Genomic DNA, 22,864 nt, shown 5'->3' on the forward strand with positions numbered 1-22,864 from the left:
GTCCGGTTCGTGGTGAACGTGGCGGAGAACGAGCGGGTCCCGGCGAAGCGGGTCCTGGGGCTGGCCGTGCCGGCGCTGGGCGTGCTGGCCGCCGAGCCGCTGTACGTGCTGGTCGACACGGCGGTCGTCGGCCACCTCGACGCGCTGTCGCTGGCCGGGCTCGCGCTCGGCGGCGTCGTGCTGTCCCAGGTGTCGAGCCAGCTGACGTTCCTGTCGTACGGCACGACCTCGCGCACCGCCCGCCTGCACGGGGCCGGCCGCCGGGCCGACGCCGTTCGCGAAGGCGTCCAGGCGACGTGGCTGGCGCTGTTCGTCGGGCTCGTCGTGCTGGTCGCCGGGCAGCTGCTGGCCTGGCCGATCGCGCGGGTGCTCTCGGGCAGCGACGAGATCACGAGCGCGGCCGTGTCGTGGCTGCGGATCGCGTTGTTCGGGGCGCCGCTGATCCTGGTCACCATGGCCGGCAACGGCTGGATGCGCGGGGTGCAGGACGCCGTCCGGCCGCTGCGGTACGTGCTGGCGGGCAACGGGATCTCGGCCGTGCTGTGCCCGGTGCTCGTCTACGGGGCCGGGCTCGGCCTGGAGGGCTCGGCGATCGCGAACGTCGTCGCGCAGGTGATCTCCGCGTCGCTGTTCTTCGCCGCGCTGGTGAAGGAGAAGGCCGGGCTGCGGCCCGACTTCCGGGTGATGCGCGCCCAGCTGAGCCTCGGCCGCGACCTGGTGCTGCGCAGCCTCGGGTTCCAGCTGTGCTTCGTCTCGGCGGCGGCCGTCGCGGCCCGGACGTCGACCGAGGCGGTCGGCGCGCACCAGGTGGTGCTGCAGCTGTGGGTGTTCCTCTCGCTGATCCTGGACTCGGTCGCGATCGCGGCGCAGTCCCTGGTCGGGGCCGCCCTCGGCGCGGGCTCGGCCCGGCAGGCGCGCGGCGTCGCCGCGCAGATCACGCGCTACGGGCTGCTGATGGGGTGCGTCCTGGGCGTGCTGTTCGCGGCCCTGTCGTGGGTGCTGCCGCGCGCGTTCACGGCCGACCCGGGCGTGCTGGCCGAGGTCCCGCACGCGTGGTGGTTCTTCGTGGCGCTGCAACCGATTGCGGGCGTGGTGTTCGCCCTGGACGGCGTGCTGCTGGGCGCGGGCGACGCGGCGTTCCTCCGCAACGCGACGCTCGGCAGCGCGGCCCTGGGCTTCCTCCCGCTGATCTGGGCGTCCCTCGGCTTCGGCTGGGGCCTCACCGGCATCTGGACCGGGCTCTCGCTCTTCATGGTCCTGCGCCTGGTGGCGGTGCTGGTCCGCTGGCGCTCGGGCACCTGGGCGGTGACCGGCGCGATCCGCCCGGCGTGATACCCGCCGAGCGGGTGTGACGCCCGTGACCTGTGGTGAACGCCACCGGGGTAACGGCTAGGTTTCGCCGTTGCTCAGGCGCTACAAGTAGTGGGGACGGCAGTGCGGGCGTCCCGTACCGAAGCCCCTAGTCACTGGAGGTCCCCGTGCCGCCCGCCACCGGCCGCGCCACCGCCCGGTCCTGGCTCATCTGGTCCGCCGCCGTCACCGTCTACCTGCTCGCGGTGTTCCACCGCACCTCCTTCGGCGTCGCCGGGCTGCAGGCGGCCGAGCGCTTCGGCGTCGGCGCGGCCGCGCTCGGCACGTTCACCGTGCTGCAAGTCGGCGTCTACGCCGCGATGCAGATCCCGACCGGCGTCCTGGTCGACCGCTACGGCCCGCGCCGCGTGCTCACCGTCGCCGTGCTGATCCTCGGGGCCGGCCAGATCCTGCTCGGCGTCGCGCACTCCTACGGCCTCGGCCTGCTCGCCCGCGGTGTGCTGGGCCTCGGCGACGCGCTCACCTTCGTCAGCGTGCTGCGCCTGGTCGCGGCCCACTTCCCGGGCCGCCAGTACGCGCTGCTGACGTCGTTCACCGCGGCCGTCGGCTACATCGGCAACCTCGCGGCCACCGTCCCGCTGTCCCTCGTCCTCGACAGCGCCGGCTGGACGCCCACCTTCCTCGCGGTCGGCGCGCTGACCGTGCTCTACACCCTGGTCGTGACGCTGCGGGTGCGCGACGTCCCGGCCGGCGTCGAGGTGCCGGTCCGCGAAGCCGTCCGCCCGCGCGAGCTCGGCCACCAGGTCGCCGAGGCGTGGCGGACGCCGGGGACACGCCTGGGGTTCTGGGTGCACTTCAGCACGATGTTCGCGCCGAACGCGCTGACGCTGCTGTGGGGCGTGCCGTGGCTGGTGCAGGGCCAGGGGCAGTCGAAGGCCGCCGCGAGCGCGCTGCTCACGGTGTTCGTCTTCGGCTCGATGGCCGGCGGCCCGCTGCTCGGCGGCCTGATCGGCCGCCGCCCGGAGCTGCGGATGCCGCTGGTCGGCGGCTACATCGGCGGCGCCGCGGTGCTGTGGGCGGTGCTGCTGAGCTGGCCCGGTCAGGTCCCGGTGGGGCTGCTGGTGCCCGCGTTCGCCTTCCTCGCGCTCGGCGGCCCGGCGTCGATGATCGGCTTCGCGCTGGCCCGCGACTACAACCCGCTCAGCCGCGTCGGCACGGCGACCGGCGTGGTCAACGTCGGCGGCTTCGTGGCGACGACGATCGCCGCGCTCGCGGTCGGCGTGCTGCTGCAGTGGACCGGCGGGAACTTCCGGTGGTCGCTGCTGGCGATCGTGGTGCTCCTGGCGGTCGGGACGTCCCGGATGCTCGTGTGGTGGCGCCGCACCCGCACCCACCTGTTCCTCGCCGCGGCCCGCGGCGAGGAGATCCCGGTCCGGATCACCCGCCGCCGTTGGGACGCCGCCCTACCGGAGACGCCGATCGTGGCCGCTTGACCGGCCCGGCGGCACCTCGGCCTGCATGAGGTGCCGGGCCACGGCGAACCCGCGCCGCTCGTAGGCCGGCACGGCGCGCTTCGACGAGTGCACGGTGACGCGCTCGAGCCCGAGATCCGCGGCCAGGCGCAGGATCGCGTTGATGAGCAGGCCGCCGAGACCGCCGTCGCGCGCCTCCGGCGAGACGTACACGCTCTGCACGTCGCCGGCGGCCCGGGTGAACGCCGTCGGCGTCGGCACGCGCGCGGTGATCGCCAGGAACGCCATCCCGATCACCTGGTCCTCGCGCACCACGACCAGGCACCGGTGGCTGGCCGTGTGGTCCCGCGCCCAGGCGGCGAACTCCCGCACGAACCCGGCGCGCGCGGCGCCGGGCAGGCCGTCCCGCTCGGCGACCCACCGCCACCGCAGCCCGGCGACGGCTTCGAACTCGGCGGCCCTCGCGGGCCGGACTTCGATCTTCGCCACGCCCCTCATCCTGGCCCTGTGCCGCGCCGCCGCTCAAGCACCCGGCTGCCCTACCGGGGACGCCGATCGCGCCGCCCGAACGCACCCGATCGGCCGACGATCAGCGGCCGCTAGGGTTTGCCGCGTGTCGAGCCCCAAACCGCCCCGCCGTCCCGCCCCGCCGCCCGGTCTCCTGATCGTCGACAAGCCCGCCGGGATGACGTCGCACGACGTCGTCGCCCGCGCCCGCCGGATCATGGGCACCCGCAAGGTCGGGCACGCCGGCACGCTCGACCCGATGGCGACCGGCGTGCTGGTGCTCGGCATCGAGCGCGCCACCAAGCTGCTCGGCCACCTGGCGCTCGACCGCAAGACCTACCTCGCGACGCTGTCGCTGGGCAGCAGCACCACGACCGACGACGCCGAGGGCGAGATCCTCACCACCGCGGAGACCGGCGGCGTCACCGACGCGGCGATCGCCGCCGGGATCGCGAAGCTCACCGGCCCCATCCAGCAGGTGCCCAGCGCGGTCAGCGCCGTCAAGATCGACGGCAAGCGCGCCTACGCCCGGGTCCGCGCGGGGGAGGAGGTCGTCATCCCGCCGCGCCCGGTCACGATCTACCGCTTCGACGTACTGGGCATCCGCCACGAGGACGACCACGTCGAGGTCGACGCCGTCGTCGAGTGCTCGTCGGGCACCTACGTCCGCGCGCTGGCCCGCGACCTGGGCGCCGACCTCGGCGTCGGCGGTCACCTGATGGCGCTGCGGCGCACCACGGTCGGCCCGTTCTCGCTCGCGAAGGCGCGCACGCTGGACCAGCTGGAAGAGGCGCCCGAGCTGAGCCTGGACCTCGACGCCGCCGTCGCCGCCGCCTTCCCGCGGCGCGACCTCGACGCCGTGACGGCCAAGGCGGTCCGCCACGGCCAGCGCATCCCGGCGGCCGGGGTCGAGGGCACCTACGGCCTCTTCGGCCCCGACGGCAAGGTGCTGGCGCTGGCCGCCGACGAAGAAGGCGTGTCCCGAGCAGTGGTCGTGTTGCTGCCCGCCTAGGGTGGTCCGAGAAGACGGGAGTGTGACGTGCTGCGGTGGCGTGGGCTGGGGGACCTTCCCGGCGGCTGGGGACGGTGCGTGGTCACCATCGGCGTGTTCGACGGCGTGCACCGCGGGCACCAGGAGCTGATCAACCGGACCGTGGCCGCGGCCGCGGAGCGCGACGTGCCGAGCGTGGTGCTGACGTTCGACCCGCACCCGTCGGAGGTGCTGCGCCCGGGGAGCCACCCGGCGCAGCTGACCACGTTGCGGCGCAAGGCGGAGCTCGTCGAAGGCCTCGGCGTCGACGTTTTCTGCGTGCTGCCGTTCACCTTGGAGCTGTCCCGGCTGCAGCCGGAGGAGTTCGTGCACGAGGTGCTGGTCGACCGGCTGCACGCGGCCGCGGTGATCGTCGGCGACAACTTCACCTTCGGGGCCAAGGCCGCCGGCACCGTCGAGCTGCTGCGCACCCTCGGCCGCCGCTTCGGCTTCGCCGCCTACGGCGCGGAACTGCAGGGCAAGGAACTGTCCGAAGAGGACCAGTCGGCCATCACGTTCTCGAGCACGTACGTCCGCTCCTGCATCGACGCCGGGGACGTCGTGGCCGCCGCCGAGGCGCTCGGCCGCCCGCACCGGCTCGAAGGCATCGTCGTGCGCGGTGACGGCCGGGGCCACGAGCTCGGCTACCCGACGGCGAACCTGTCGACCCCGCGGTTCGCCGCCGTCCCGGCCGACGGCGTCTACAGCGCCTGGTTCACCCGCTCGGCGGACCCGTCGCGCCGGCTGCGCGCCGCGGTCTCGGTGGGCACCAACCCGACGTTCTCCGGGCGCGAGCGGACCGTCGAGGCGTTCGTCCTCGACGTCGACGAGGACTTCTACGGCCAGCACGTCGCGATCGACTTCGGCACCCGGCTGCGCGACCAGGTGCGGTTCGCGGACTCGGCCGGGCTGGTCGCCCAGATCGACGAGGACGTCGTCGAGACCAGAAAGGCCCTCCCGGACGCGGGGTAGCGCCTCGACCGGGGCGAAAAGGGGGATTTCGCGTTCACGGACGTGATCGTGATGGCAAGATGCTCACGGACAGTGTGCGTGCAGACTGAGCGGGCGAAGAAGCGGTTTAGGGGAGCGGAACTGGTGGAGGACCACAAGATCGTCCAGCGGAACATCGCGCTGCAGCGCGAGTGGTACGGGGAGCCCCTGGGCGACCGCGTGCGCCGGCTCGTCGTCGCCTTCGACGTTTCGCAGGCGTTCCTGGCCGAGGTCCTCGGCATCAGCGCCCCCATGCTCAGCCAGGTGATGAGCGGGCGGCGCGCGAAGATCGGCAACCCGGTCGTGCTGGCCAGGATGATCATGCTCGAACGCAAGATCCTGGTCCCCGAGGTCGCCGCCGGCAACCGCGACGCGATGCTGGCCGCGATGGAGGACGTCCGCGACTCGCGGCCCACCGTCGGGCGCGACAACATCCCGGTGGTCAACGAGGACCAGGCCGTCCTGGCCTACCTGCGCGACCTGGCCGAGGACGAGGACCTGGGCGAGGCCGCCAAGCGGCTCGACGACGACTTCCCGGCGATCGCCGACCTGCTCCGCCGGGCCGGTCACGGCGGCTGATGCCGGCCCTGTTCAGCGCCCTGCTCCCGCCCGGCGACGTCGTCGACGCGGTCGCCGGGGCCCTGGGCGACCCAGGTGACGGCCTGGCCTGGGAGCCACCGGAGAGGTGGCACGTCACGCTCGCCTACTACGGCCGGGACGACGCCGGCACCCGGGGAGCGTGGCTCGCGGACCGGCTGGCCGGCCGCCGCGCCGTCGACGTCCGGCTGGAAAAGGCCGCGACGTTCCCCGGGGTGCTGTGGTTGACTGTCGCCGGATCGGAGCTGACGCCGCTCGCGCACGCCGCGGGCGCCGACGCCGAGGCGAGGCCGTACCGGGCCCACCTGACGCTGGCGCGGTTCCCCCGGGAAGAACCCGGGCTCGCCGAGCGTTGGACAGCTCGGCTGGCCGGTTTCACGAGCCGGAACTGGCAGGCCACGCGCGTGGCGCTGATGACCAGCGAGCGCGAACCGGGCGGAACCCGCTACCGGGTGGCCCGCGAGTTCGAGCTGAACAGCGCCTGAAGGCCCTGCTCAGAGTGACACGTGGCCAGAATGGTAACGTCAATGATCGGGTCCGGCTGCAGTCCGTGGCGGCCGTGACCGACTTCCCGGCGTTCATTCCGCGACCGGGGCCGCACGGCACTGATCATCTCGAGGAGTTATACAAGTGGCGCTGTCCACCGAAGAGAAGAAGTCGATCCTGGCCGAGTACGGCGTGCACGACTCGGACACGGGATCCCCCGAAGCCCAGGTCGCGCTGCTGACCAAGCGGATCGTCGGCCTCACCGAGCACCTCAAGGCTCACAAGCACGACCACCACTCGCGTCGCGGGCTCCTGCTGCTGGTCGGCCGTCGCCGCCGGCTGCTGAACTACGTGATGAAGGTGGACATCGAGCGTTACCGTGCGCTGATCCAGCGCCTCGGCCTGCGCCGATAGCTTGAACCCGAAGGGGAGTGGCCGCCGGTCGCTCCCCTTCGGTTTAAGAGAACAACGGCGCGAGCGCGCACGGGGAACCGTCCGCCGGTCCTCGGTAGTGGTTCCCGGGAAGAGTCCCGGGGACTTCGATCGAAGACCGGCATCACTCCTCGAGCGTCCTTGAGCGAAACGGGTCCCAGGGTGGGAGACTCGCGTCGTACGAAGGAACTAAAGAGGAGAAACACCCTATGACCGACTCCACCGGAGTCACCGTGCACGAAGCAGAAGCCGTGATCGACAACGGCCGTTTCGGCACCCGCACCGTCCGCTTCGAGACGGGCCGCCTGGCCAAGCAGGCCGCCGGCGCCGTCGTCGCGTACCTCGACGAAGAGACCATGCTGCTCTCGGCGACGACCGCGTCGAAGCACCCGAAGGACCACTTCGACTTCTTCCCCCTGACGGTGGACGTCGAGGAGCGCATGTACGCGGCCGGCCGCATCCCCGGCGCGTTCTTCCGCCGTGAGGGCCGCCCCTCGACCGACGCGATCCTGACCTGCCGCCTGATCGACCGGCCGCTGCGGCCGTCGTTCACCGACGGTCTCCGCAACGAGATCCAGGTCGTCATCACCGTCCAGAGCCTGAACCCGGACGACCCGTACGACGTGCTGGCCATCAACGCCGCGTCGGCGTCGACCCAGATCGCCGGCCTGCCGTTCTCGGGCCCGGTCGGCGGCGTGCGCGTCGCCCTGATCGAGGACCAGTGGGTCGCGTTCCCGACCTGGTCGCAGCTCGCGAAGGCCACGTTCAACATGGTCGTCGCCGGCCGCATCGTAGGTGACGACGTCGCGATCATGATGGTCGAGGCCGAGGGCACCGAGAACACGCTCGACCTGATCGCCGACGGCGGCAAGGCGCCGGACGAGGTCTCGGTCGCGCAGGGTCTCGAAGCGTCCAAGCCGTTCATCAAGGTGCTGTGCGAAGCCCAGCAGAAGCTGGCCGACGTGGCCGCCAAGCCGACCGGCGAGTTCCCGGTCTTCCTGGCCTACGAGCAGGACGCCTTCGACGCCGTCGCCGCGATCGCGACCGACGACCTGGCGAACGCGCTGCAGATCGCCGGCAAGCAGGACCGCGACGCCGCGACCGACCAGGTCAAGGCTGCCGTGCTGGAGAAGGTCGGCATCAACGAGGGCGAAGCCTTCGAGGGCCGCGAGAAGGAGATCGGCGCCGCGTTCAAGGCGCTGTCCAAGAAGGTCATGCGCAAGCGCGTCCTCACGGACAAGATCCGCATGGACGGCCGCGGCCTGACCGACATCCGGTCGCTCTCGGCCGAGGTCGCCGTGATCCCGCGGGCCCACGGTTCGGCACTCTTCGAGCGTGGAGAAACGCAGATCCTGGGCGTCACCACGCTGAACATGCTTCGCCTGGAGCAGCAGATCGACTCGCTGTCCCCGGAGACGCACAAGCGCTACATGCACCACTACAACTTCCCGCCGTTCTCCACCGGCGAGACCGGCCGCGTCGGTTCGCCGAAGCGGCGCGAGATCGGCCACGGCATGCTCGCCGAGCGCGCCCTGGTCCCGGTGCTGCCGAAGCGCGACGAGTTCCCGTACGCGATCCGCCAGGTCTCCGAGGCGCTGGGCTCCAACGGCTCGACCTCGATGGGCTCGGTCTGCGCGTCCACCATGGGCCTGTACAACGCCGGTGTGCCGCTGAAGGCGCCGGTCGCGGGCATCGCGATGGGCCTCATCTCCGACGAGGTCGACGGCGAGACGCGCTACGTCGCGCTGACCGACATCCTCGGGGCCGAGGACGCCATGGGCGACATGGACTTCAAGGTCGCCGGCACCAAGGACATCATCACCGCCCTGCAGCTGGACACCAAGCTCGACGGCATCCCCTCCGAGGTGCTCGCCGCCGCGCTGAAGCAGGCGAAGGACGCCCGTCTCACCATCCTGGAGGTCATCGCCGAGGCGATCGACGGCCCGGACGAGATGAGCCCGTACTCGCCGCGCGTCACCAGCGTGAAGATCCCGGTGGACAAGATCGGCGAGGTCATCGGCCCGAAGGGCAAGATGATCAACTCGATCACCGAGCAGACCGGTGCCGACATCTCCATCGAGGACGACGGCACGATCTACGTGGGCGCGGCCGACGGCCCGTCGGCGGAGGCGGCGATCGACCTGATCAACGCCATCGCCAACCCGCAGCTGCCCAAGGTCGGGGAGCGCTTCCTCGGCACCGTGGTGAAGACGGCCGCGTTCGGCGCGTTCGTCTCGCTGCTGCCGGGCAAGGACGGCCTGGTGCACATCTCCAAGCTGGGCAACGGCAAGCGGATCGCCAAGGTCGAGGACGTTGTCAACGTGGGCGACAAGCTCCGCGTCGAGATCGCCGACATCGACAACCGCGGCAAGATCAGCCTGATCGTCGTCCAGGAGGAGGAGGCCCCGGCCGCCACTCCCGCCGCCGACGCCGACGCCGAGAAGGCCGACGCCTAAGCAGAACCAGTCAGCGTGAAGGCCTCCTGATCCGCTCGGTGCGGGTCGTGAGTGGTTAGGGCGGTTAGAACCGCCCTAACCACTCACGACCGTCGGCGGCAGGGGGCCTTCACGGCATCGTGAGTAAGGAACCCATGGCACGGCAGGTTTCCGGGCACGAGCAGCCCGTCGGCACCACCCGCACGCTGGAGTCCACTCCGGACGGTGCGGTCGTCAAGCGCAGCGTTCTGCCCGGTGGCCTGCGCGTGATCACCGAGCACGTGCCGGCGTCCCGCTCGGCGACGGTCGGGCTGTGGGTCGGCATCGGCTCGCGCGACGAGCCGGTCGCCGTCGCCGGAGCCGCGCACTACCTCGAACACCTGCTGTTCAAGGGAACCGCGCACCGCGACGCCAAGCAGATCGCCGAGGAGATCGACGCGGTCGGCGGCGAGTTCAACGCCTTCACCGCGAAGGAGCACACCTGCTACTACGCGCAGGTGCTCGACGCGGACCTGCCGCTGGCCGTGGACCTGGTCACCGACGTCGTGTTCGACGCGCTCTGCACCGATCGCGACATGGACATGGAACGCAGCGTCGTCCTCGAAGAGATCTCGATGCGCGACGACGACCCGGAAGACCTGCTGCACGAGACGTTCGTCAGCGCGATCCTCGGCGACCACGTGCTCGGCCGCCCGGTGCTCGGCACCGAGAAGTCGATCATCGAGATGTCGCCGGCCGCGTTGCGCGGGTTCTACAAGCGCCGCTACACGCTGCCGCGGATGGTGCTGGCGGTGGCCGGGAACGTCGAGCACAACCAGGTGCTTCGCCTGGTGCGCAAGGCTCTTCGCGACCGGTTGGCGGGCGAGGCCACGCCGGTCGCGCCGCGCGAGGGCCGGGCACGGATCAAGACCGTGCCGAAGCTGGCCCTGCACACCGACGACACCGAGCAGGCGCACGTCATGCTCGGCCTGCGGTCGCTGTCGCGTCACGACGAACGCCGGTTCGCCTTGTCGGTGCTCAACGCGGCGCTCGGCGGCGGCATGAGCTCGCGGCTGTTCCAGGAGATCCGCGAACAGCGTGGCCTGGCCTACCAGGTGTACTCGTCGGTCGCGAGCTACTCCGACACCGGTCACATGTCCGTCTACGCGGGCTGCCAGCCGGAGAAGCTCGGCGACGTCGCGGGCGTGATCCGCGAGGTCCTCGACAAGGTCGGCGTAGACGGCCTGACCGACGCCGAGGTGGCCCGCGCCAAGGGCCAGCTGCGCGGCGGGATCGTGCTGGGCCTGGAGGACACGTCGTCGCGGATGTCGCGGATCGGCAAGAACGAGCTCAACTACGCCCACTACCTGGGCGTCGACGACACGATCGCGCGCATCGACGCCGTCACCACCGACGAGGTGTGTGCCCTCGCTCGCACTTTGTTCGCACGGCCGGGCGGGGTCACGGCGGCGGCGGTCGTCGGGCCGTACGCTCACGCCGACGACCTGCCCGATGACTTGCACGAGGTGATCGCTTCATGACCATCAACGTCGGTGTGCTCGGCGCGCGCGGCCGGATGGGCGCGACGGTGGTGAAGGCCGTCGAAGGCGCCGAAGACATGAAGGTCGTCGCCGCTTTGGACGACGGCGATGACTTCGCGGCGCTGGCCGAGGCCCAGGTCGTCGTCGACTTCACCCACCCCGACGCCGTGATGGACAACCTGAAGTACCTGGTGGCGCACGACATCCACGCGGTTGTCGGCACCACCGGCTTCAGCGAGGAGCGGCTCGCGTCGCTGCGCGCGCTGCTCGAACCGAAGCCGTCGCTGGGTGTGCTGATCGCGCCGAACTTCGCGCTGGGCGCGGTGCTGGCGATGCGCTTCGCGGCGCAGGCGGCGAAGTTCTACGCCTCGGCCGAGATCATCGAGCTGCACCACAACCGCAAGGCCGACGCGCCCTCGGGCACCGCCGCGCACACCGCCCGGATGATCGCCGCGGCGCGCGCGGAGGCCGGCGTGACGCCGGGCCCGGACGCGACGACGTCCGAACTGGACGGTGCCCGCGGCGCCACGGTCGAGGACGTCCGCGTCCACTCGGTCCGGCTGCCCGGGCTCGTCGCGCACGAGGAGATCCTGTTCGGCGGCGAGGGGGAGACCCTGACCATCCGCCACGACTCCCTGGACCGGACGTCGTTCATGCCGGGCGTGCTGCTCGGCGTGCGCACGGTGCTCACGCGCCCCGGCCTGACGGTCGGCCTGGAGAACGTGCTCGACCTGTGAAGGCGCGCAACGTCGCGCTGCTGATGACGGCGGCGCTGGTCGTCTACCTGGTCCTGCTCGCGGACCGGGCGTTCGCGCTGTTCGCGTCCGGCACCGGTCTGGGCATCGCGCTCGGGATCGGCGTGCTGCTGCTGCCGATCCTGGGTGTCTGGATCGTCGTGGTGACCTGGCGCAACGGCCTGCAGATCCAGCGGCTGTCCCGCCGGCTGGACAGCGAGGGCGAGCTCCCGGACGTCTCCGACCTGCCCCGCCGCCCGTCGGGCCGCGTCGACCGCGACGCGGCCGACGCCTGGTTCGACCAGCGCCGCGCCGAGGTCCAGGCGGACCAGGAGAACTGGCGCGCCTGGTACAAGCTCGCGTACGCCTACGACATCGCGGGCGACCGCCGCCGGGCCCGCGAGACGATGAAGAAGGCCCTGGAACTGGAAGCCGCCGACCACTGAGGCCAGCAGGTCGGCGTCAGTGGTGCATCCAGCCCGCGAACACGGCGGGTGCGGCGGCGATCAGGCTGAAGCGGATCCAGCGTCCGGTCAGGCCGGCCGTCAGGAACGTCGCCAGGCGCATCCGGACCAGCCCCGCCAGGACGCTCGTCGCCATGAACGGCGGCAGGCCGACCAGGGAGCTCACGCCGTACGTCCCGGCCATCCAGTGCGGGTGGCGGTGGCAGCGCTCGCGCAGCGCGTCGACCCGCGCGCGAATCTTCTTCGTCCGCAGCTCCCAGCGCACCTTGCGCGCCGTCATCGGGCGCTCGCGGTGCAGCCGGTCGTGCAGGGGTTTCGGCAGCTTGATGGTGCCGCGCGCGGCCAGGTAGTAGAGCGTCTTCCCGGCGATCTGGCCCACCGCGACGGCCGCGCCGAGCCACAGCCAGTGCAGGCCCGGGTGGCTCGCGCACAGCCCGATCAGGAACACCTCGGCGTTGATCAGCGGCACGAGGGCCGAACCGAACGCGACGCCCAGCGTCAGCAGGATCCAGCTCATCGTGTCACCTCCTGATTTGCTCCCGGTCTTCCAAGTTATCAGTTCGAAATCTCCGCGCACTGGGGTTGGCCCTACTCTTCGGCCGGTGGTCCGCACCAGAAGATCACCTGCCGGACCGTTTCCGGCCACCTCCCGCTGGAACGCTGACGGCGTGGCCGCCGAACAACCTCGTACGCCCGCTGACCGATTCGGCGCCCTGTGCCGGACCGTCGTGCGGTTTCTCCCCTGGGGTCTGTCGCGGATCGTGGCGCCGACGTTTCTCGGCTTCTGCCTGATCAACGGCTTCACCTTCGGCCTCGACCTGGGCCTGCTGACCGTTTTCCACGGGCTGCTGGGCTGGCCGGTGTGGCTCGGCATCACGCTGGCGTACGGCTGCGCGTTCGCGGTGAGCTTCGTGCTGAACCGGACGTTCAACTTCCATTCCCACGCGGCCGTCGGAATCCAGCTCGTGCTTTACACCGGGGCGATCGCCGTCAATTACGCGGTGTTCCTGCTGGGTGTGGGCGCGGGACTGAGCGCGCTCGGCGTCGAATACCACCTCGCGCGGGTGCTGGCGGGCGCCGGCGAGGGCGTCTTCATGTACGCCGTGATGCGGTGGGTGCTCTTCCGGGACTCAGACGAGGGACAGCTCGAGGGTTCCGGTGAGCCGGACCTCACGCAGCATGCGCTCGCCGGTGTCGAGGGTGCGGACCGTGCCGTCGGGGTTCCAGCCGGCCCGGCGGTAGAAGCCGAGGGAGGCGTGGTCTCCTTGGCCGACCCAGGCGATGCCGCGCACGGCGCCGTCGGCCCGCAGCCCCGCCGCGGCGGTCCCGAGTAGCCGCCCGGCGTGCCCGCGCCGTCCCCAGCGCGGCTCGACGAGCAGGTTGGCGATCAGCCCGGTGACGTCGGCGTCCGCGGGCAGGGACCCGTCGGCCGCGGCGACCTCGACGTCCGGGGCCAGGCCGGCGACGCAGAACCCGACGGTGAACTCGCCTTCGGTGGCGACGTAGACCTGGCTGTTCGGGTAGTCGATGGCCTCGGTCCAGGTGCCGACCAGGTCGGCGCCGTCCAGCTCGGCCAGGGCCTGCTTGCCCAGGAGGTCTTCGTAGGCGGCGTGCCAGGTCTCGCGCTGGATGCGGGCGATCTCCGCGGCGTCGGACAGGTCGGCGGGGCGGACGGCGGCGTCGCTCATGGACCCGAATCTATCGGGTCGCCGAAAACTGTCGGTGGTGGCTGGCACGATGACGTCATCATGCAGACGATCAGTGTCGCGACGGCCCGGAAGACGTTCCTGGCCGCGCAGGGCTTCGCCGACCCGCGTCCCTCCGGTGTGCCGTCGCGGCGGCACCTGAAACGCGTGCTTTCGCGCGTCCAGCTGCTGCAGCTGGATTCGGTGAACGTCGCGGTCCGGGCGCACTACATGCCGGTGTTCTCGCGCCTGGGTTCCTACGACCCCGCGCTGCTGGACAGCGCGGCGTGGTCGCACTCGGCGAAGCAGCCGCGGCTGCTGGTGGAGACGTGGGCGCACGAGGCGAGCCTGCTGCCGGTCGAGGACTGGCCGCTGATCCGGTCGGGCGCGAAGCGGGACGGCTGGTGGAAGCACTACGGGCCGCTCATCGAGAAGTCGCCGGGCCTGGTCGACGAGATCCTGTCGGTGGTCAAGGAGCTGGGCCCGATCGGCGCGGGCGGCATCGAGCGCCAGGTGGAGGCGGACGCGCAGCGCCGCGGCCCGGGGTCGTGGTGGGAGCGCTCGGAGGTCAAGCGCGTCTGCGAGTACCTCTTCGGCGTCGGCCAGCTGACCACGGGCACGCGCCGGTCGTTCGAGCGGCTGTACGACCTGACGGAGCGGGTGGTCCCACCGGAGATCCTGGCCGTCTCGGTGTCGGCCGACGAAGGGGCGCGCGGCCTGATCGAGCGTTCGGCGCGCGCGTTGGGCGTCGCGACGGAGACGGACCTGCGCGACTACTACCGCCTCGGCCCGGCCCCGGCACGCCAGGCGGTGGCGGAGCTGGTCGAGTCCGGCGTGCTGGAGCCGGTGGCGGTCCGGGGCTGGAAGGCCCCGGCGTATCGCCACTTCGAGGCGCGGACCCCCCGCGCGGTCACCGGCCGCGCGCTGCTGTGCCCGTTCGACCCGCTGATCTGGGAGCGCGCCCGCACGGAGCGGCTGTTCGGGTTCCGCTACCGCATCGAGATCTACGTCCCGGAGCCGAAGCGGGTGTACGGGTACTACGTGTTCCCCTTCCTGCTGGACGGCGAGCTGGCGGCGAGGGTGGACCTGAAGTCCGACCGCGCGACGGGCGTCCTGCGCGTCCAGGGCGCCTTCGCCGAGGAGGGCGCGGACCTGGCGCGGCTGCTCCCGGAGCTGGCGGCGGAACTGAGGCACATGGCGGAGTGGCTGGGCCTGTCGGGAGTGACGGTGGGCGCCCGAGGAGACCTGGCCCCGGCACTGACGAAGCTGGTGCGCTGATGCCGGCCGGCCGGCCTGTCCCGGTCCGGACCGGCCGGGGTGGTGGGCGAGCCCGGCGGCTGATCGGGATCCGGGGGGCGCCGAGGGCGCGGCGGTCTTAGTGGCCGATTCGCTCGGCCTGGCGGTGGGCGGGGGTTGTGGTGGCGCGCGGCTGGAGCTGCGTGGGCTTCAGTGGAGATGGATTCGTCCGGCCAGCGGCGCGGGTTCGAAGCTTGAGCTGGGTGAGCTGGGTGAGCTGGGTGAGCTGGGTGAGCGGGGTTGCGGTGGCGTGCGATCCGCGCGGCCGGAGCAGTGTGAGCCATGATCCTGCTGCGCAGCATCGAAGCCGGCCGCTGTGGTGAGCGAGCTGCACCGGCTGGAGGTCGCGGGGTTCCTCGCCTAGTACCCGCGCGTCTGCGCCGATTCCGTCGCGAAGTCGTCCGCCAGCCGCGCGATCGTCGCGCGACCCTCCACAAGGGACACCCAGTCCCACGGCAGCACGTCGTCGCCGTGCCATGCGCCGAGCAGGTTTCCGCAGATCGACCCCGTCGAGTCGCTGTCGCCGGAGTGCGTGACGGCCAGCCGGAGCCGGGCGCGGAACGTCGTCTCCGGGTGCGCGTCCGGCACGCTCACCGGTGCCAGCGCCGCGTAGACGGCGATCGCCAGCGCCTCTTCGGCCACCCAGCCACCGCCGAGGGACTCAACCTTCTCGGGCGAGGGATCGCCCGAGAAGGCCAGATCCAATGCCTGACGCAACGCGGCCAGCGTCTCCTCGTGCGCCGGGTAGCGCGCGAGCAGCCGCATCGACCGCAGCACCGCCGCTTCCAGGGACTCGCCTTCGAGCAGGTACGCGATCATCGCCGCGAACGCGCCCGCCGCGTGGTAGCCGGTCGGGTGGCCGTGGGTGATCCGCGCGCAGTTCGCCGCGACGACGTAGGCGTGCCGCGCGCCGCCTGCGAACCCGAACGGCGCCGAGCGCATCACCGTGCCGCAGCCCTTCGAGTCCGGGTTCACCGGACCCGGCCGGCCGTCCGGTTCGGCGTAGGTGTCCGGGGTGTAGGCCGCGCGAAGGCCGGAGAGGCACGCCGAACCCGGCGCCCGCCGCGCGTAGAGCCACGGCTCCAGCCGCAGCTGCCCGGCCCGGTGCCGCCGGCCTTCCGCGGGCGGCGGCACCGGGTGCTCCTGCGTGTCGAGCCAGCGCAGGTACGCGTCGTGGACCAGCTGCGCCATCGCGCCGCCGATGCCCTTCGCCTGCGCGCGGACCCAGCCGCGGTGAAAGCCTTCGAGGCTGAACAGCGTCATCTGCGTGTCGTCGGTGATCTCCGCGACGCCCTCGGCGTTCGCCACTAGGCCGACCGGCCGCCGGATCGCCGCGAGGTCCTGGAACTCGACCGGGTTGCCCAGCGCGTCACCGATCGCGCCGCCCAGCAGGCACCCGCGCAGCCGCGCCCGGTACACCGCGCGCTCGGTCTCCACCGTCGTCATGCCGCCATCCTGGCACCCGGACGTGAAGAACGGGCCGTTCCCGGTACCCCCACCGGGAACGGCCCGTCACCCCCTCATTCAGCCGGCCGCGCGCGTCACCACGGCGTTGCCGGAGCCCGTGCGGGCGCGGACCTTCAGCGTCACGCCGCCCGCGGGGGCGGCGCCGGCGACGTCCAGCTCGCTGGAGACGCGGCCGCCGCTGGAGGTCAGGTCGACCTCGGCGGTCGTGCCGCCGCGGATGCCGATGCGGACCTCGCCGGAGCCGGTGATCAGGTCGAGCGTGCCGGCGCCGGCGTCGGCCACCGAGAGGTCGCCGCTGCCGGTGCGGGCCATCACCTCGCCGGTCACCGCGCCCAGCCAGACGTCGCCCGTGCCGGTCGCCAGGGTCGCCGAGCCGGCCAGCGACGTCGCCTCGACGTTGCCGCTGCCGCTGCGCAGCTGCAGGCCGCCGAGTGTCGGGCCGAGCTTGATGGCGCCGCTGCCGGTGCGCACGGTCGCCGCGCCGTCGGCCCGGTCGAGCTTCACCTCGCCGGAGCCGGTCAGCACGTCGACGCGCCCGGCCGAGCCGGCGACGGTGACGTCCGCCGCGCCCGCCCGCACCTCGACGTGCGAACCCGCCGGCGCGTGCACGGTCACCGACAGCGCGACGTTGCGCAGCTGCCACGCCTTCGGCGCCTGGACGACCAGGCGGTTGCCCAGCTTCTCGATCCGGCTCTGCTTGACCGCTTCGGCGGGGGAGGCCGTCGGGTCGACGCCCAGCTGGTCGCCGAAGCGCTCGCCGACCCAGGACAGTAGGTTGTTGACGCCCTCCACCCACGGCTGCTGCTCGCCCTGGTCGTGCCGCAGCTCGACGCGGGCGCCGGACTCGCGGTCCAGCACCAGTTCCACGCGCCCGATCGTGACGGCGACGTCCAGCTCGAGCGGCCCGCCGGCCTCGAACTCCTGGACGCGCGTCAGGCCGTCGGCCGTGGTCTCGTCGGTGCGGGCCTCTTCGGCGTGGGTTTCTTCAGTGGAAGCCTGCTCGGTGGAAGTCTCGTCGGTCGGAACCTCCGAGGCGGGCGGTGTCTCGTTCGGTGTCGTCTGCTCTTCGCTCATGGTCGTTTCCCCTCAGCCCTCGACCCAGCCGTGCAGGCGGGAGCCGCTCTGGTCGCTCTTGGAGTGGTGCTTGCGCCCGCCGCCCAGCCCGCCCAGGCCGCTGCCGCCCAGCCCGCCGTGGCCCAGCGCGCCCTGGACCGCCTGGGAGACAAAGGTGTTCAGCGAGACGCCCTGCGCCTGCGCGGCCCGCTCGGCCTGGCCCTTGATCTGGTCGACCAGCCGCAGCGTGATGCGGGTGATGTCACCGGTGTCGATCGGTGGTGGTGGTGTGGTGTCACGTGGTGTCGCCCGTGGTGCCGGTTCCTCCGCGGCGCCGGTGACGACCACGCGGACGTCCCGGCCGTCGAGCCGGACGTCGACGACTTGGCCGGGTAGGCTGGCGGTGACCTCGGCGGCGAGGTCCGCGAGCGCGTTCATCAGTGTCAGGCGGACCGCCGGTTCGAGCGCGGCCGACAGCAGGGCGGCCGCACGCCGGGTGTGCTCATCCCCGGCGGAGGCCGTGTTCGCGAGGTCTTCGCGGAGGTTGGCGATGTACGGCGTCAGGTCCATGACACCACTATGACGTCACTTCTGACATCGGTCAAGGCGATGGCGGTGTCAAGGCTGGTGTCATGTGTCGCCCGGGAGTGGCCGCCCTCACGCGGTTAGGCTGCGCTGGAGTCGTGGAGTCGGGCCGGGAGAAGGAGTGCGGACGTGGCCGAAACCGTGTCACCCAAGGTGCAGCTGATCGCGAAGACGGAGTTCTTCCCGCCTGAGGACGTGCCGTGGTCGACCGACGCGGACGGCGGCCAGGCGCTCGCCGAGTTCGCCGGGCGCGCCTGCTACCAGTCGTGGAAGAAGCCCAACCCGGTCACCGCGACCAACGCCGGCTACATCGAGCACATCATCGACGTCGGCCACCTTTCGGTGCTGGAGCACGGTTCCGTCAGCTTCTACATCAGCGGCATCTCGCGATCGCTGACCCACGAGCTGATCCGCCACCGCCACTTCTCGTACTCGCAGCTCTCGCAGCGATACGTGCCCGAGCGCAACGCGGCCTTCGTCGAGCCCGAGGTGATCGCGAACGACCCGGCGCTGCACGAGAAGTTCCTCGCCGCGGCCCAGGCGAGCGTCGACGCCTACACCGAGCTGCTCGCCGGGCTCGAGGAGAAGTTCGCCGACGTGCCGAGCGCGACCCTGCGCCGCAAGCAGGCCCGCCAAGCCGCGCGCGCCGTGCTGCCGAACGCGACCGAGACCCGCATCGTCGTCACCGGGAACTACCGCGCGTGGCGCCACTTCGTCGCGATGCGCGCCACCGAGCACGCCGACGTCGAGATCCGCGAGCTGGCCGTGGAGTGCCTGCGGCAGCTGCAGAAGGCCGCGGCGAACATCTTCGCGGACTTCACCATCTCGACGCTGCCCGACGGCACCGAGATCGCCACGAGCCCGAAGGTCCTCGAAGGCTGATGAAACGCCTCGCTATCGACGTCCGGCCCGGCGAGTACGCCGTCGTCCGGCTGCCCGCGGACGCCCCGGTGCCGGCGGAGCTGCTCGCTCCCGGCGAACCCGCGTTCGTCTCGGTGACCCGGACGCCCGAAGAACTGTCGGTGATCTGCCCGGCCGGGCGCGAACCGGCCGGCAGCTCGGCCGCGGAGGACGGCTGGCGGCTGCTGTCGGTCCGCGGCCCGCTCGAGTTCACCCTCACCGGCATCATCGCCGCGCTGGCCTCGGAGCTGGCCGCGGCCGGTGTCGCGCTGTTCTCGATGTCCACGTTCGACACCGACCACATCCTGGTCCGCGCGACCGAGCTCGACCACGCCGTCAAGGCGCTGCGCGAGTCCGGCCACGAGGTCGCCCACCCCTGACTCGTTGTCCGTGAAGGCCTCCTTACCGGCTCTTAAGGCCGGTAAGGAGGCCTTCACGGCTTTTCGGGGTACCCGGGGGTGACCGAGGTGGGAGCGATCACCCTTGTCAGGCAAAGTTCGGCATGCCTAAACTTCGGTTTTGGGTCCCCGACATCCGGTTCGAGAGGCAGGCGCCATGGCTGTGACCGAGGCCGCCCGGCCGAAACTGGTGTCGCGCCTGCGCACGGGCTCGGCCCTGCTCGGCCCGGCGTTCGTCGCGGCGATCGCCTACGTCGACCCGGGGAACGTCGCGGCCAACATCAGCGCCGGCGCCCGCTACGGCTACCTGCTGGTCTGGGTGATCGTCGTCGCGAACCTGATGGCCGTGCTCGTCCAGTACCTGTCCGCGAAGCTCGGCCTGGTCAGCGGGATGTCCCTGCCGGAGGCCCTGCGCGCCCGGCTGTCCCGTCCGGCCCGGATCGGGTACTGGCTGCAGGCCGAGGTCGTCGCCATCGCCACCGACCTGGCCGAGGTCGTCGGCGGCGCCATCGCGCTCAACCTGCTGTTCGACCTGCCGCTCGTCGTGGGCGGCCTGATCACCGGCGCGGTGTCGCTGACGCTGCTGGCCGTGCAGGACCGCGGCGGCCAGCGGACGTTCGAGCGCGTCGTCACCGGCCTGCTGCTGGTCATCGCGATCGGCTTCCTGGCCAGCCTGTTCGTCGAGCCGCCGTCGGCGTCGGGCACGCTCGGCGGGCTGGTCCCGCGCTTCGAGGGCTCCGGCAGCGTGCTGATCGCCGCCGCGATGCTCGGCGCGACGGTCATGCCGCACGCCGTCTACCTGCACTCCGGCCTGGTCCGCGACCGCCACGGCCGGGCGGACGCCGGCAGCCGCCGGCGGCTGCTGCGCGCCACCCGCGCCGACGTCGGCCTGGCGATGCTCCTGGCCGGCGCGGTCAACCTCGGCATGCTCCTGCTCGCGGCCACGAACCTGCAGGGCCAGGAGGGGGTCGACAGCATCGAGGGCGCGCACGGCGCCGTCGCCCACGCCCTCGGTCCCGGCATCGCGCTGATGTTCGCGATCGGCCTGCTCGCATCCGGCCTCGCGTCGACGTCCGTCGGGGCCTACGCGGGCGCGATGATCATGCAGGGCCTGCTCCACAAGCGGGTTCCGCTGGTCCTGCGCCGCCTGGTCACGCTCACCCCGGCTATCGTGGTGCTCGCGCTCGGTGCCGACCCGAGCGCGGCGCTGGTCGTCTCGCAGGTGGTGCTGTCGTTCGGGATCCCGTTCGCACTGGTACCGCTGATCCGCCTGACGGCCGACCGCGAGCTGATGGGCGCGGACGCCAACCATCGCCTGACAACGGTGGCGGCGTCGCTGATCGCGGCGGTCATCATCGCGTTGAACCTGGTGTTGATCTACTTGACCTTCACCGGCTGACACCCCACGAGCAGGGAGGCCGCGACCATGGCCTGGATCTTCGCCCTCAACGCCGAATGCGGGGGGCGTGAGACCCACGCCCGGGATCTCGCGCGCCACTTCGAGGGCTGGCCTTCGCGCATCTTCACCGCCAACGGCGGCTGGTGGTGCGGAGTGGCGCCCGAGGGGGTGGGCGAGCGCGGCGTCGAGTCCGACGAGGACGCGACGGCCGTCACCGCGGCCGGGCGCCGGCTCTACTGGCAGCTCCGGACCGCGCCACCGGTCTACCGCTACGCCCTCGCCGGTCCGAAGACGGACGAGCTGCGCAGCTACGACCAGCTCATGGCCCAGGACCTGACGCTCGTGCCCGGTCTCGTGGTCAGCGAGGACATCTGGTTCGCGGCCGGGCGGCGGTCCGACTTCAGCGACTTCGCCCCGGGCTACCGCTGGATCCCGTACCGCGGCGAAAGGTACGCCCCGGCTCGCTGAGTCACGAATTGCGCGGAACCCGAGGCGCTCCGCGGCGGTCCGACTAGCATCTGCGCGACCGCCGCCTGAAGGAGCACCGTGACCGACGAACAGACCCGTCCGTACCCGCCGCGGGCGCCCGCCACGCCTGGTCAGCGGGTTGTCGCGGGCCGTTACGTCCTGCTCGGCGAGCTCGGGCGGGGCGGCATGGGCGTCGTGTGGCGGGCCCAGGACCAGGTGATCGGCCGCCAGGTGGCGGTCAAGGAGCTGCGGCTGCCCGACGCCGAGTCCGCCGCCGTCTTCTCCGAGCGCGCCCTGCGCGAGGTGCGCACCGGCGGGCGGCTCAACGACCCGTCGATCGTCACGGTCTACGACGTCGTCACCGACGGCGGCACCACGTTCATCGTGATGGAGCTCGTCGAGGCGCCGTCGCTGGCCGACCTCGTGCGCCAGCGCGGCCCGATGCACGCGGCGCAGGCCGCGCAGCTGGGGGAGCGGGTGCTCACCGCGTTGCAGGCCGCGCACAAGGCCGGGATCGTGCACCGCGACGTCAAGCCGGCGAACATCCTGGTCGCGCCGGACGGCCGGGTGAAGCTGACGGACTTCGGCATCGCCCACGCCATCGACGACCCGCGCCTGACCACCAGCGGGATGATCGTCGGCTCGCCCGCGTTCATGGCGCCGGAGCGCGTCGAAGGCCGCGAGGCCATGCCCGAGTCCGACCTGTGGTCGCTCGGCGCGACGCTGTTCTACGCCGTCGAGGGCACGATGCCGTTCGAGCGGGCGACCACGGCGGCGACGCTGCACGCGATCATGACCGAGATCCCGTACCTGACCCGCGGCCACGGCCCGATCGCCGCGGTGATCCTCGGGTTGCTGGTCGCCAAGCCGGAGGCCCGGCTGACCACGGCCCAGGCCCAGAACCTGCTGGCCACGGCCCAGGGCGCGCGGCCGACCCCGCCGGGCGGCACGGCGATGCTGCAGGGCGGCCCGCCGACCCGGATGGCGCCGCAGCCGCCGAAGAAGAACCTGCGCGGGCTGTGGATCGCGCTCGCCGCGGTGCTCGTGGTGGCCGCCCTGGTCGGCGGGTTCTTCGCCGGCAAGGCCTTCGAGAAGCCCGCGGTCGACGCGCAGAAGCAGCCGACGATGACCTACGGCATCGGCGGCCAGATCCGCGCGGCCATCGGCAGCTACTACCGGTGCTTCAACGCCCCGGTGCAGGACGGCGCGATCATCAGCGAGGACGACAACAAGTCCGAGTGCGACAAGAGCCACTCGCTGGAGGTCTACGAGATCGGCGGCCTGCTGTCGGTCGAGAACTGGAACACCGAGGACGTCGCGGTGGCCGCCTACCCCGGCCTGGACGCGGTGAAAGCGAGCGCCGAAGCCGCCTGCGCGACGGCGTTCCGCTCCTCGATCGTGCCGGAGGCCAAGCGCACCGGCCTCACCTACCGCGCGCTCGTGCCCACCGCGGCCGAGTGGACGGGCACGCCGGTGAAGGGCGAGGAGCCCAGCCGCGACTTCTACTGCGTCCTCACCAAGGCCGACGGCGGCCCGATCACCGCGCCGATCGTGACCAAGGTCAAGTAGAAGTTCCGGGACGAACGGCCGGACCCCGGAAATCCTCCGCACTTTCCCGCACCCGACCAGGTCGGC

The 22,864-nt window shown here is 72.0% G+C and carries 23 protein-coding genes and 1 pseudogene; 18 read left to right on the plus strand and 6 right to left on the minus strand.

Translation table 11 applies throughout. The features are described 5' to 3' along the window. Positions 1 to 12: 12 nt before the first annotated feature. Both OG570_RS25415 and OG570_RS25420 read left to right on the plus strand, forming a co-directional pair. Positions 13 to 1,332: an MATE family efflux transporter gene (locus OG570_RS25415; protein ID WP_442788328.1), complete on the plus strand. Its 1,320-nt coding sequence runs from the start codon at positions 13 to 15 to the stop codon at positions 1,330 to 1,332. Positions 1,333 to 1,478: 146 nt separating this feature from the next. Further along, a complete protein-coding gene (locus OG570_RS25420; protein WP_326943063.1) occupies positions 1,479 to 2,804 on the plus strand; it encodes an MFS transporter in 1,326 nt (441 codons plus the stop codon). On the opposite strand, the gene OG570_RS25425 is transcribed toward OG570_RS25420, so the two are convergent. Beyond that, on the minus strand, positions 2,775 to 3,281 hold the full coding sequence (locus tag OG570_RS25425; RefSeq protein WP_410619834.1) for a GNAT family N-acetyltransferase: 507 nt from the start codon (positions 3,279 to 3,281) through the stop codon (positions 2,775 to 2,777). The genes OG570_RS25420 and OG570_RS25425 overlap by 30 nt on opposite strands. A 115-nt stretch (positions 3,282 to 3,396) precedes the next feature. On the opposite strand from OG570_RS25425, the gene truB reads away from it, so the two are divergent. The 9 genes from truB (at position 3,397) to OG570_RS25470 (ending at position 11,960) form a co-directional block, all read left to right on the plus strand. Further along, a complete protein-coding gene (gene truB / locus OG570_RS25430; RefSeq protein ID WP_326959788.1) occupies positions 3,397 to 4,302 on the plus strand; it encodes a tRNA pseudouridine(55) synthase TruB in 906 nt (301 codons plus the stop codon). Between the two features lie 27 nt (positions 4,303 to 4,329). Next, positions 4,330 to 5,292: a bifunctional riboflavin kinase/FAD synthetase gene (locus OG570_RS25435; protein ID WP_326943060.1), complete on the plus strand. Its 963-nt coding sequence runs from the start codon at positions 4,330 to 4,332 to the stop codon at positions 5,290 to 5,292. A 123-nt stretch (positions 5,293 to 5,415) separates the two neighbouring features. Beyond that, complete coding sequence (locus tag OG570_RS25440) at positions 5,416 to 5,889, plus strand: helix-turn-helix domain-containing protein (protein ID WP_247054687.1); 474 nt, start codon at positions 5,416 to 5,418, stop codon at positions 5,887 to 5,889. After that, positions 5,889 to 6,392: a 2'-5' RNA ligase family protein gene (locus tag OG570_RS25445; protein ID WP_326959790.1), complete on the plus strand. Its 504-nt coding sequence runs from the start codon at positions 5,889 to 5,891 to the stop codon at positions 6,390 to 6,392. Before OG570_RS25440 ends, OG570_RS25445 begins: the two co-directional genes overlap by 1 nt. Before the next feature lie 145 nt (positions 6,393 to 6,537). Beyond that, positions 6,538 to 6,807 carry a 30S ribosomal protein S15 gene (gene rpsO / locus OG570_RS25450; protein WP_003084034.1) on the plus strand — a complete coding sequence of 90 codons (270 nt, stop codon included), beginning with the start codon at positions 6,538 to 6,540 and terminating at the stop codon, positions 6,805 to 6,807. Between the two features lie 227 nt (positions 6,808 to 7,034). Beyond that, positions 7,035 to 9,281, plus strand: a complete 2,247-nt coding sequence (locus OG570_RS25455; protein WP_326943058.1) for a polyribonucleotide nucleotidyltransferase — start codon at positions 7,035 to 7,037, stop codon at positions 9,279 to 9,281. 134 nt (positions 9,282 to 9,415) lie between these two features. Next, on the plus strand, positions 9,416 to 10,780 hold the full coding sequence (locus OG570_RS25460; protein WP_326959793.1) for a M16 family metallopeptidase: 1,365 nt from the start codon (positions 9,416 to 9,418) through the stop codon (positions 10,778 to 10,780). Beyond that, the gene (gene dapB, locus OG570_RS25465) at positions 10,777 to 11,517 is read left to right on the plus strand and encodes a 4-hydroxy-tetrahydrodipicolinate reductase (RefSeq protein ID WP_326959795.1); all 741 of its coding nucleotides are present in this window, start codon (positions 10,777 to 10,779) and stop codon (positions 11,515 to 11,517) included. The genes OG570_RS25460 and dapB overlap by 4 nt, the downstream gene beginning before the upstream one ends. After that, positions 11,514 to 11,960 carry a tetratricopeptide repeat protein gene (locus OG570_RS25470; RefSeq protein ID WP_247054677.1) on the plus strand — a complete coding sequence of 149 codons (447 nt, stop codon included), beginning with the start codon at positions 11,514 to 11,516 and terminating at the stop codon, positions 11,958 to 11,960. Before dapB ends, OG570_RS25470 begins: the two co-directional genes overlap by 4 nt. Before the next feature lie 16 nt (positions 11,961 to 11,976). Here the strand turns inward: OG570_RS25470 and OG570_RS25475 are convergent, their stop codons facing one another. Then, positions 11,977 to 12,495: a hypothetical protein gene (locus OG570_RS25475; RefSeq protein ID WP_247054675.1), complete on the minus strand. Its 519-nt coding sequence runs from the start codon at positions 12,493 to 12,495 to the stop codon at positions 11,977 to 11,979. Between the two features lie 244 nt (positions 12,496 to 12,739). On the opposite strand from OG570_RS25475, the pseudogene OG570_RS25480 reads away from it, so the two are divergent. Further along, positions 12,740 to 13,090: pseudogene (locus OG570_RS25480) on the plus strand (GtrA family protein); the annotation flags it as partial. Between the two features lie 18 nt (positions 13,091 to 13,108). On the opposite strand, the gene OG570_RS25485 reads toward OG570_RS25480, so the two are convergent. Further along, the gene (locus OG570_RS25485; RefSeq protein ID WP_326959797.1) at positions 13,109 to 13,666 is read right to left on the minus strand and encodes a GNAT family N-acetyltransferase; all 558 of its coding nucleotides are present in this window, start codon (positions 13,664 to 13,666) and stop codon (positions 13,109 to 13,111) included. A gap of 60 nt (positions 13,667 to 13,726) precedes the next feature. On the opposite strand from OG570_RS25485, the gene OG570_RS25490 reads away from it, so the two are divergent. Next, positions 13,727 to 14,941: a winged helix-turn-helix domain-containing protein gene (locus OG570_RS25490; RefSeq protein ID WP_326959799.1), complete on the plus strand. Its 1,215-nt coding sequence runs from the start codon at positions 13,727 to 13,729 to the stop codon at positions 14,939 to 14,941. A 378-nt stretch (positions 14,942 to 15,319) separates the two neighbouring features. On the opposite strand, the gene OG570_RS25495 is transcribed toward OG570_RS25490, so the two are convergent. The 3 genes from OG570_RS25495 to OG570_RS25505 all read right to left on the minus strand — a co-directional run bounded on the left by OG570_RS25495 (position 15,320) and on the right by OG570_RS25505 (position 18,049). Continuing rightward, positions 15,320 to 16,405, minus strand: coding sequence for an ADP-ribosylglycohydrolase family protein (locus tag OG570_RS25495; protein WP_326959801.1), 1,086 nt, complete (start codon positions 16,403 to 16,405; stop codon positions 15,320 to 15,322). Positions 16,406 to 16,483: 78 nt separating this feature from the next. After that, positions 16,484 to 17,500, minus strand: a complete 1,017-nt coding sequence (locus OG570_RS25500) for a DUF4097 family beta strand repeat-containing protein (protein WP_326959803.1) — start codon at positions 17,498 to 17,500, stop codon at positions 16,484 to 16,486. Between the two features lie 12 nt (positions 17,501 to 17,512). Continuing rightward, positions 17,513 to 18,049: a toxin-antitoxin system HicB family antitoxin gene (locus tag OG570_RS25505; protein WP_247054661.1), complete on the minus strand. Its 537-nt coding sequence runs from the start codon at positions 18,047 to 18,049 to the stop codon at positions 17,513 to 17,515. A 144-nt stretch (positions 18,050 to 18,193) separates the two neighbouring features. Here OG570_RS25505 and thyX point away from each other — a divergent pair, with 144 nt between their 5' ends. The 5 genes from thyX to OG570_RS25530 all read left to right on the plus strand — a co-directional run bounded on the left by thyX (position 18,194) and on the right by OG570_RS25530 (position 22,798). Then, positions 18,194 to 18,946, plus strand: coding sequence for an FAD-dependent thymidylate synthase (gene thyX, locus OG570_RS25510; RefSeq protein ID WP_247054659.1), 753 nt, complete (start codon positions 18,194 to 18,196; stop codon positions 18,944 to 18,946). Continuing rightward, a complete protein-coding gene (locus OG570_RS25515) occupies positions 18,946 to 19,344 on the plus strand; it encodes an ACT domain-containing protein (RefSeq protein WP_247054657.1) in 399 nt (132 codons plus the stop codon). The genes thyX and OG570_RS25515 overlap by 1 nt, the downstream gene beginning before the upstream one ends. Before the next feature lie 175 nt (positions 19,345 to 19,519). Continuing rightward, positions 19,520 to 20,761 carry an Nramp family divalent metal transporter gene (locus OG570_RS25520; RefSeq protein WP_326943051.1) on the plus strand — a complete coding sequence of 414 codons (1,242 nt, stop codon included), beginning with the start codon at positions 19,520 to 19,522 and terminating at the stop codon, positions 20,759 to 20,761. A 27-nt stretch (positions 20,762 to 20,788) separates the two neighbouring features. Continuing rightward, the gene (locus OG570_RS25525) at positions 20,789 to 21,229 is read left to right on the plus strand and encodes a hypothetical protein (protein ID WP_247054653.1); all 441 of its coding nucleotides are present in this window, start codon (positions 20,789 to 20,791) and stop codon (positions 21,227 to 21,229) included. A gap of 78 nt (positions 21,230 to 21,307) precedes the next feature. Then, entirely contained in the window at positions 21,308 to 22,798 is a 1,491-nt protein-coding gene (locus tag OG570_RS25530) for a serine/threonine-protein kinase (RefSeq protein WP_326943049.1), read from the plus strand. Positions 22,799 to 22,864: the final 66 nt, after the last annotated feature.

This window comes from Amycolatopsis sp. NBC_01286 (assembly GCF_035982555.1).
In the GTDB taxonomy this organism is placed as follows: Bacteria; Actinomycetota; Actinomycetes; order Mycobacteriales; family Pseudonocardiaceae; genus Amycolatopsis.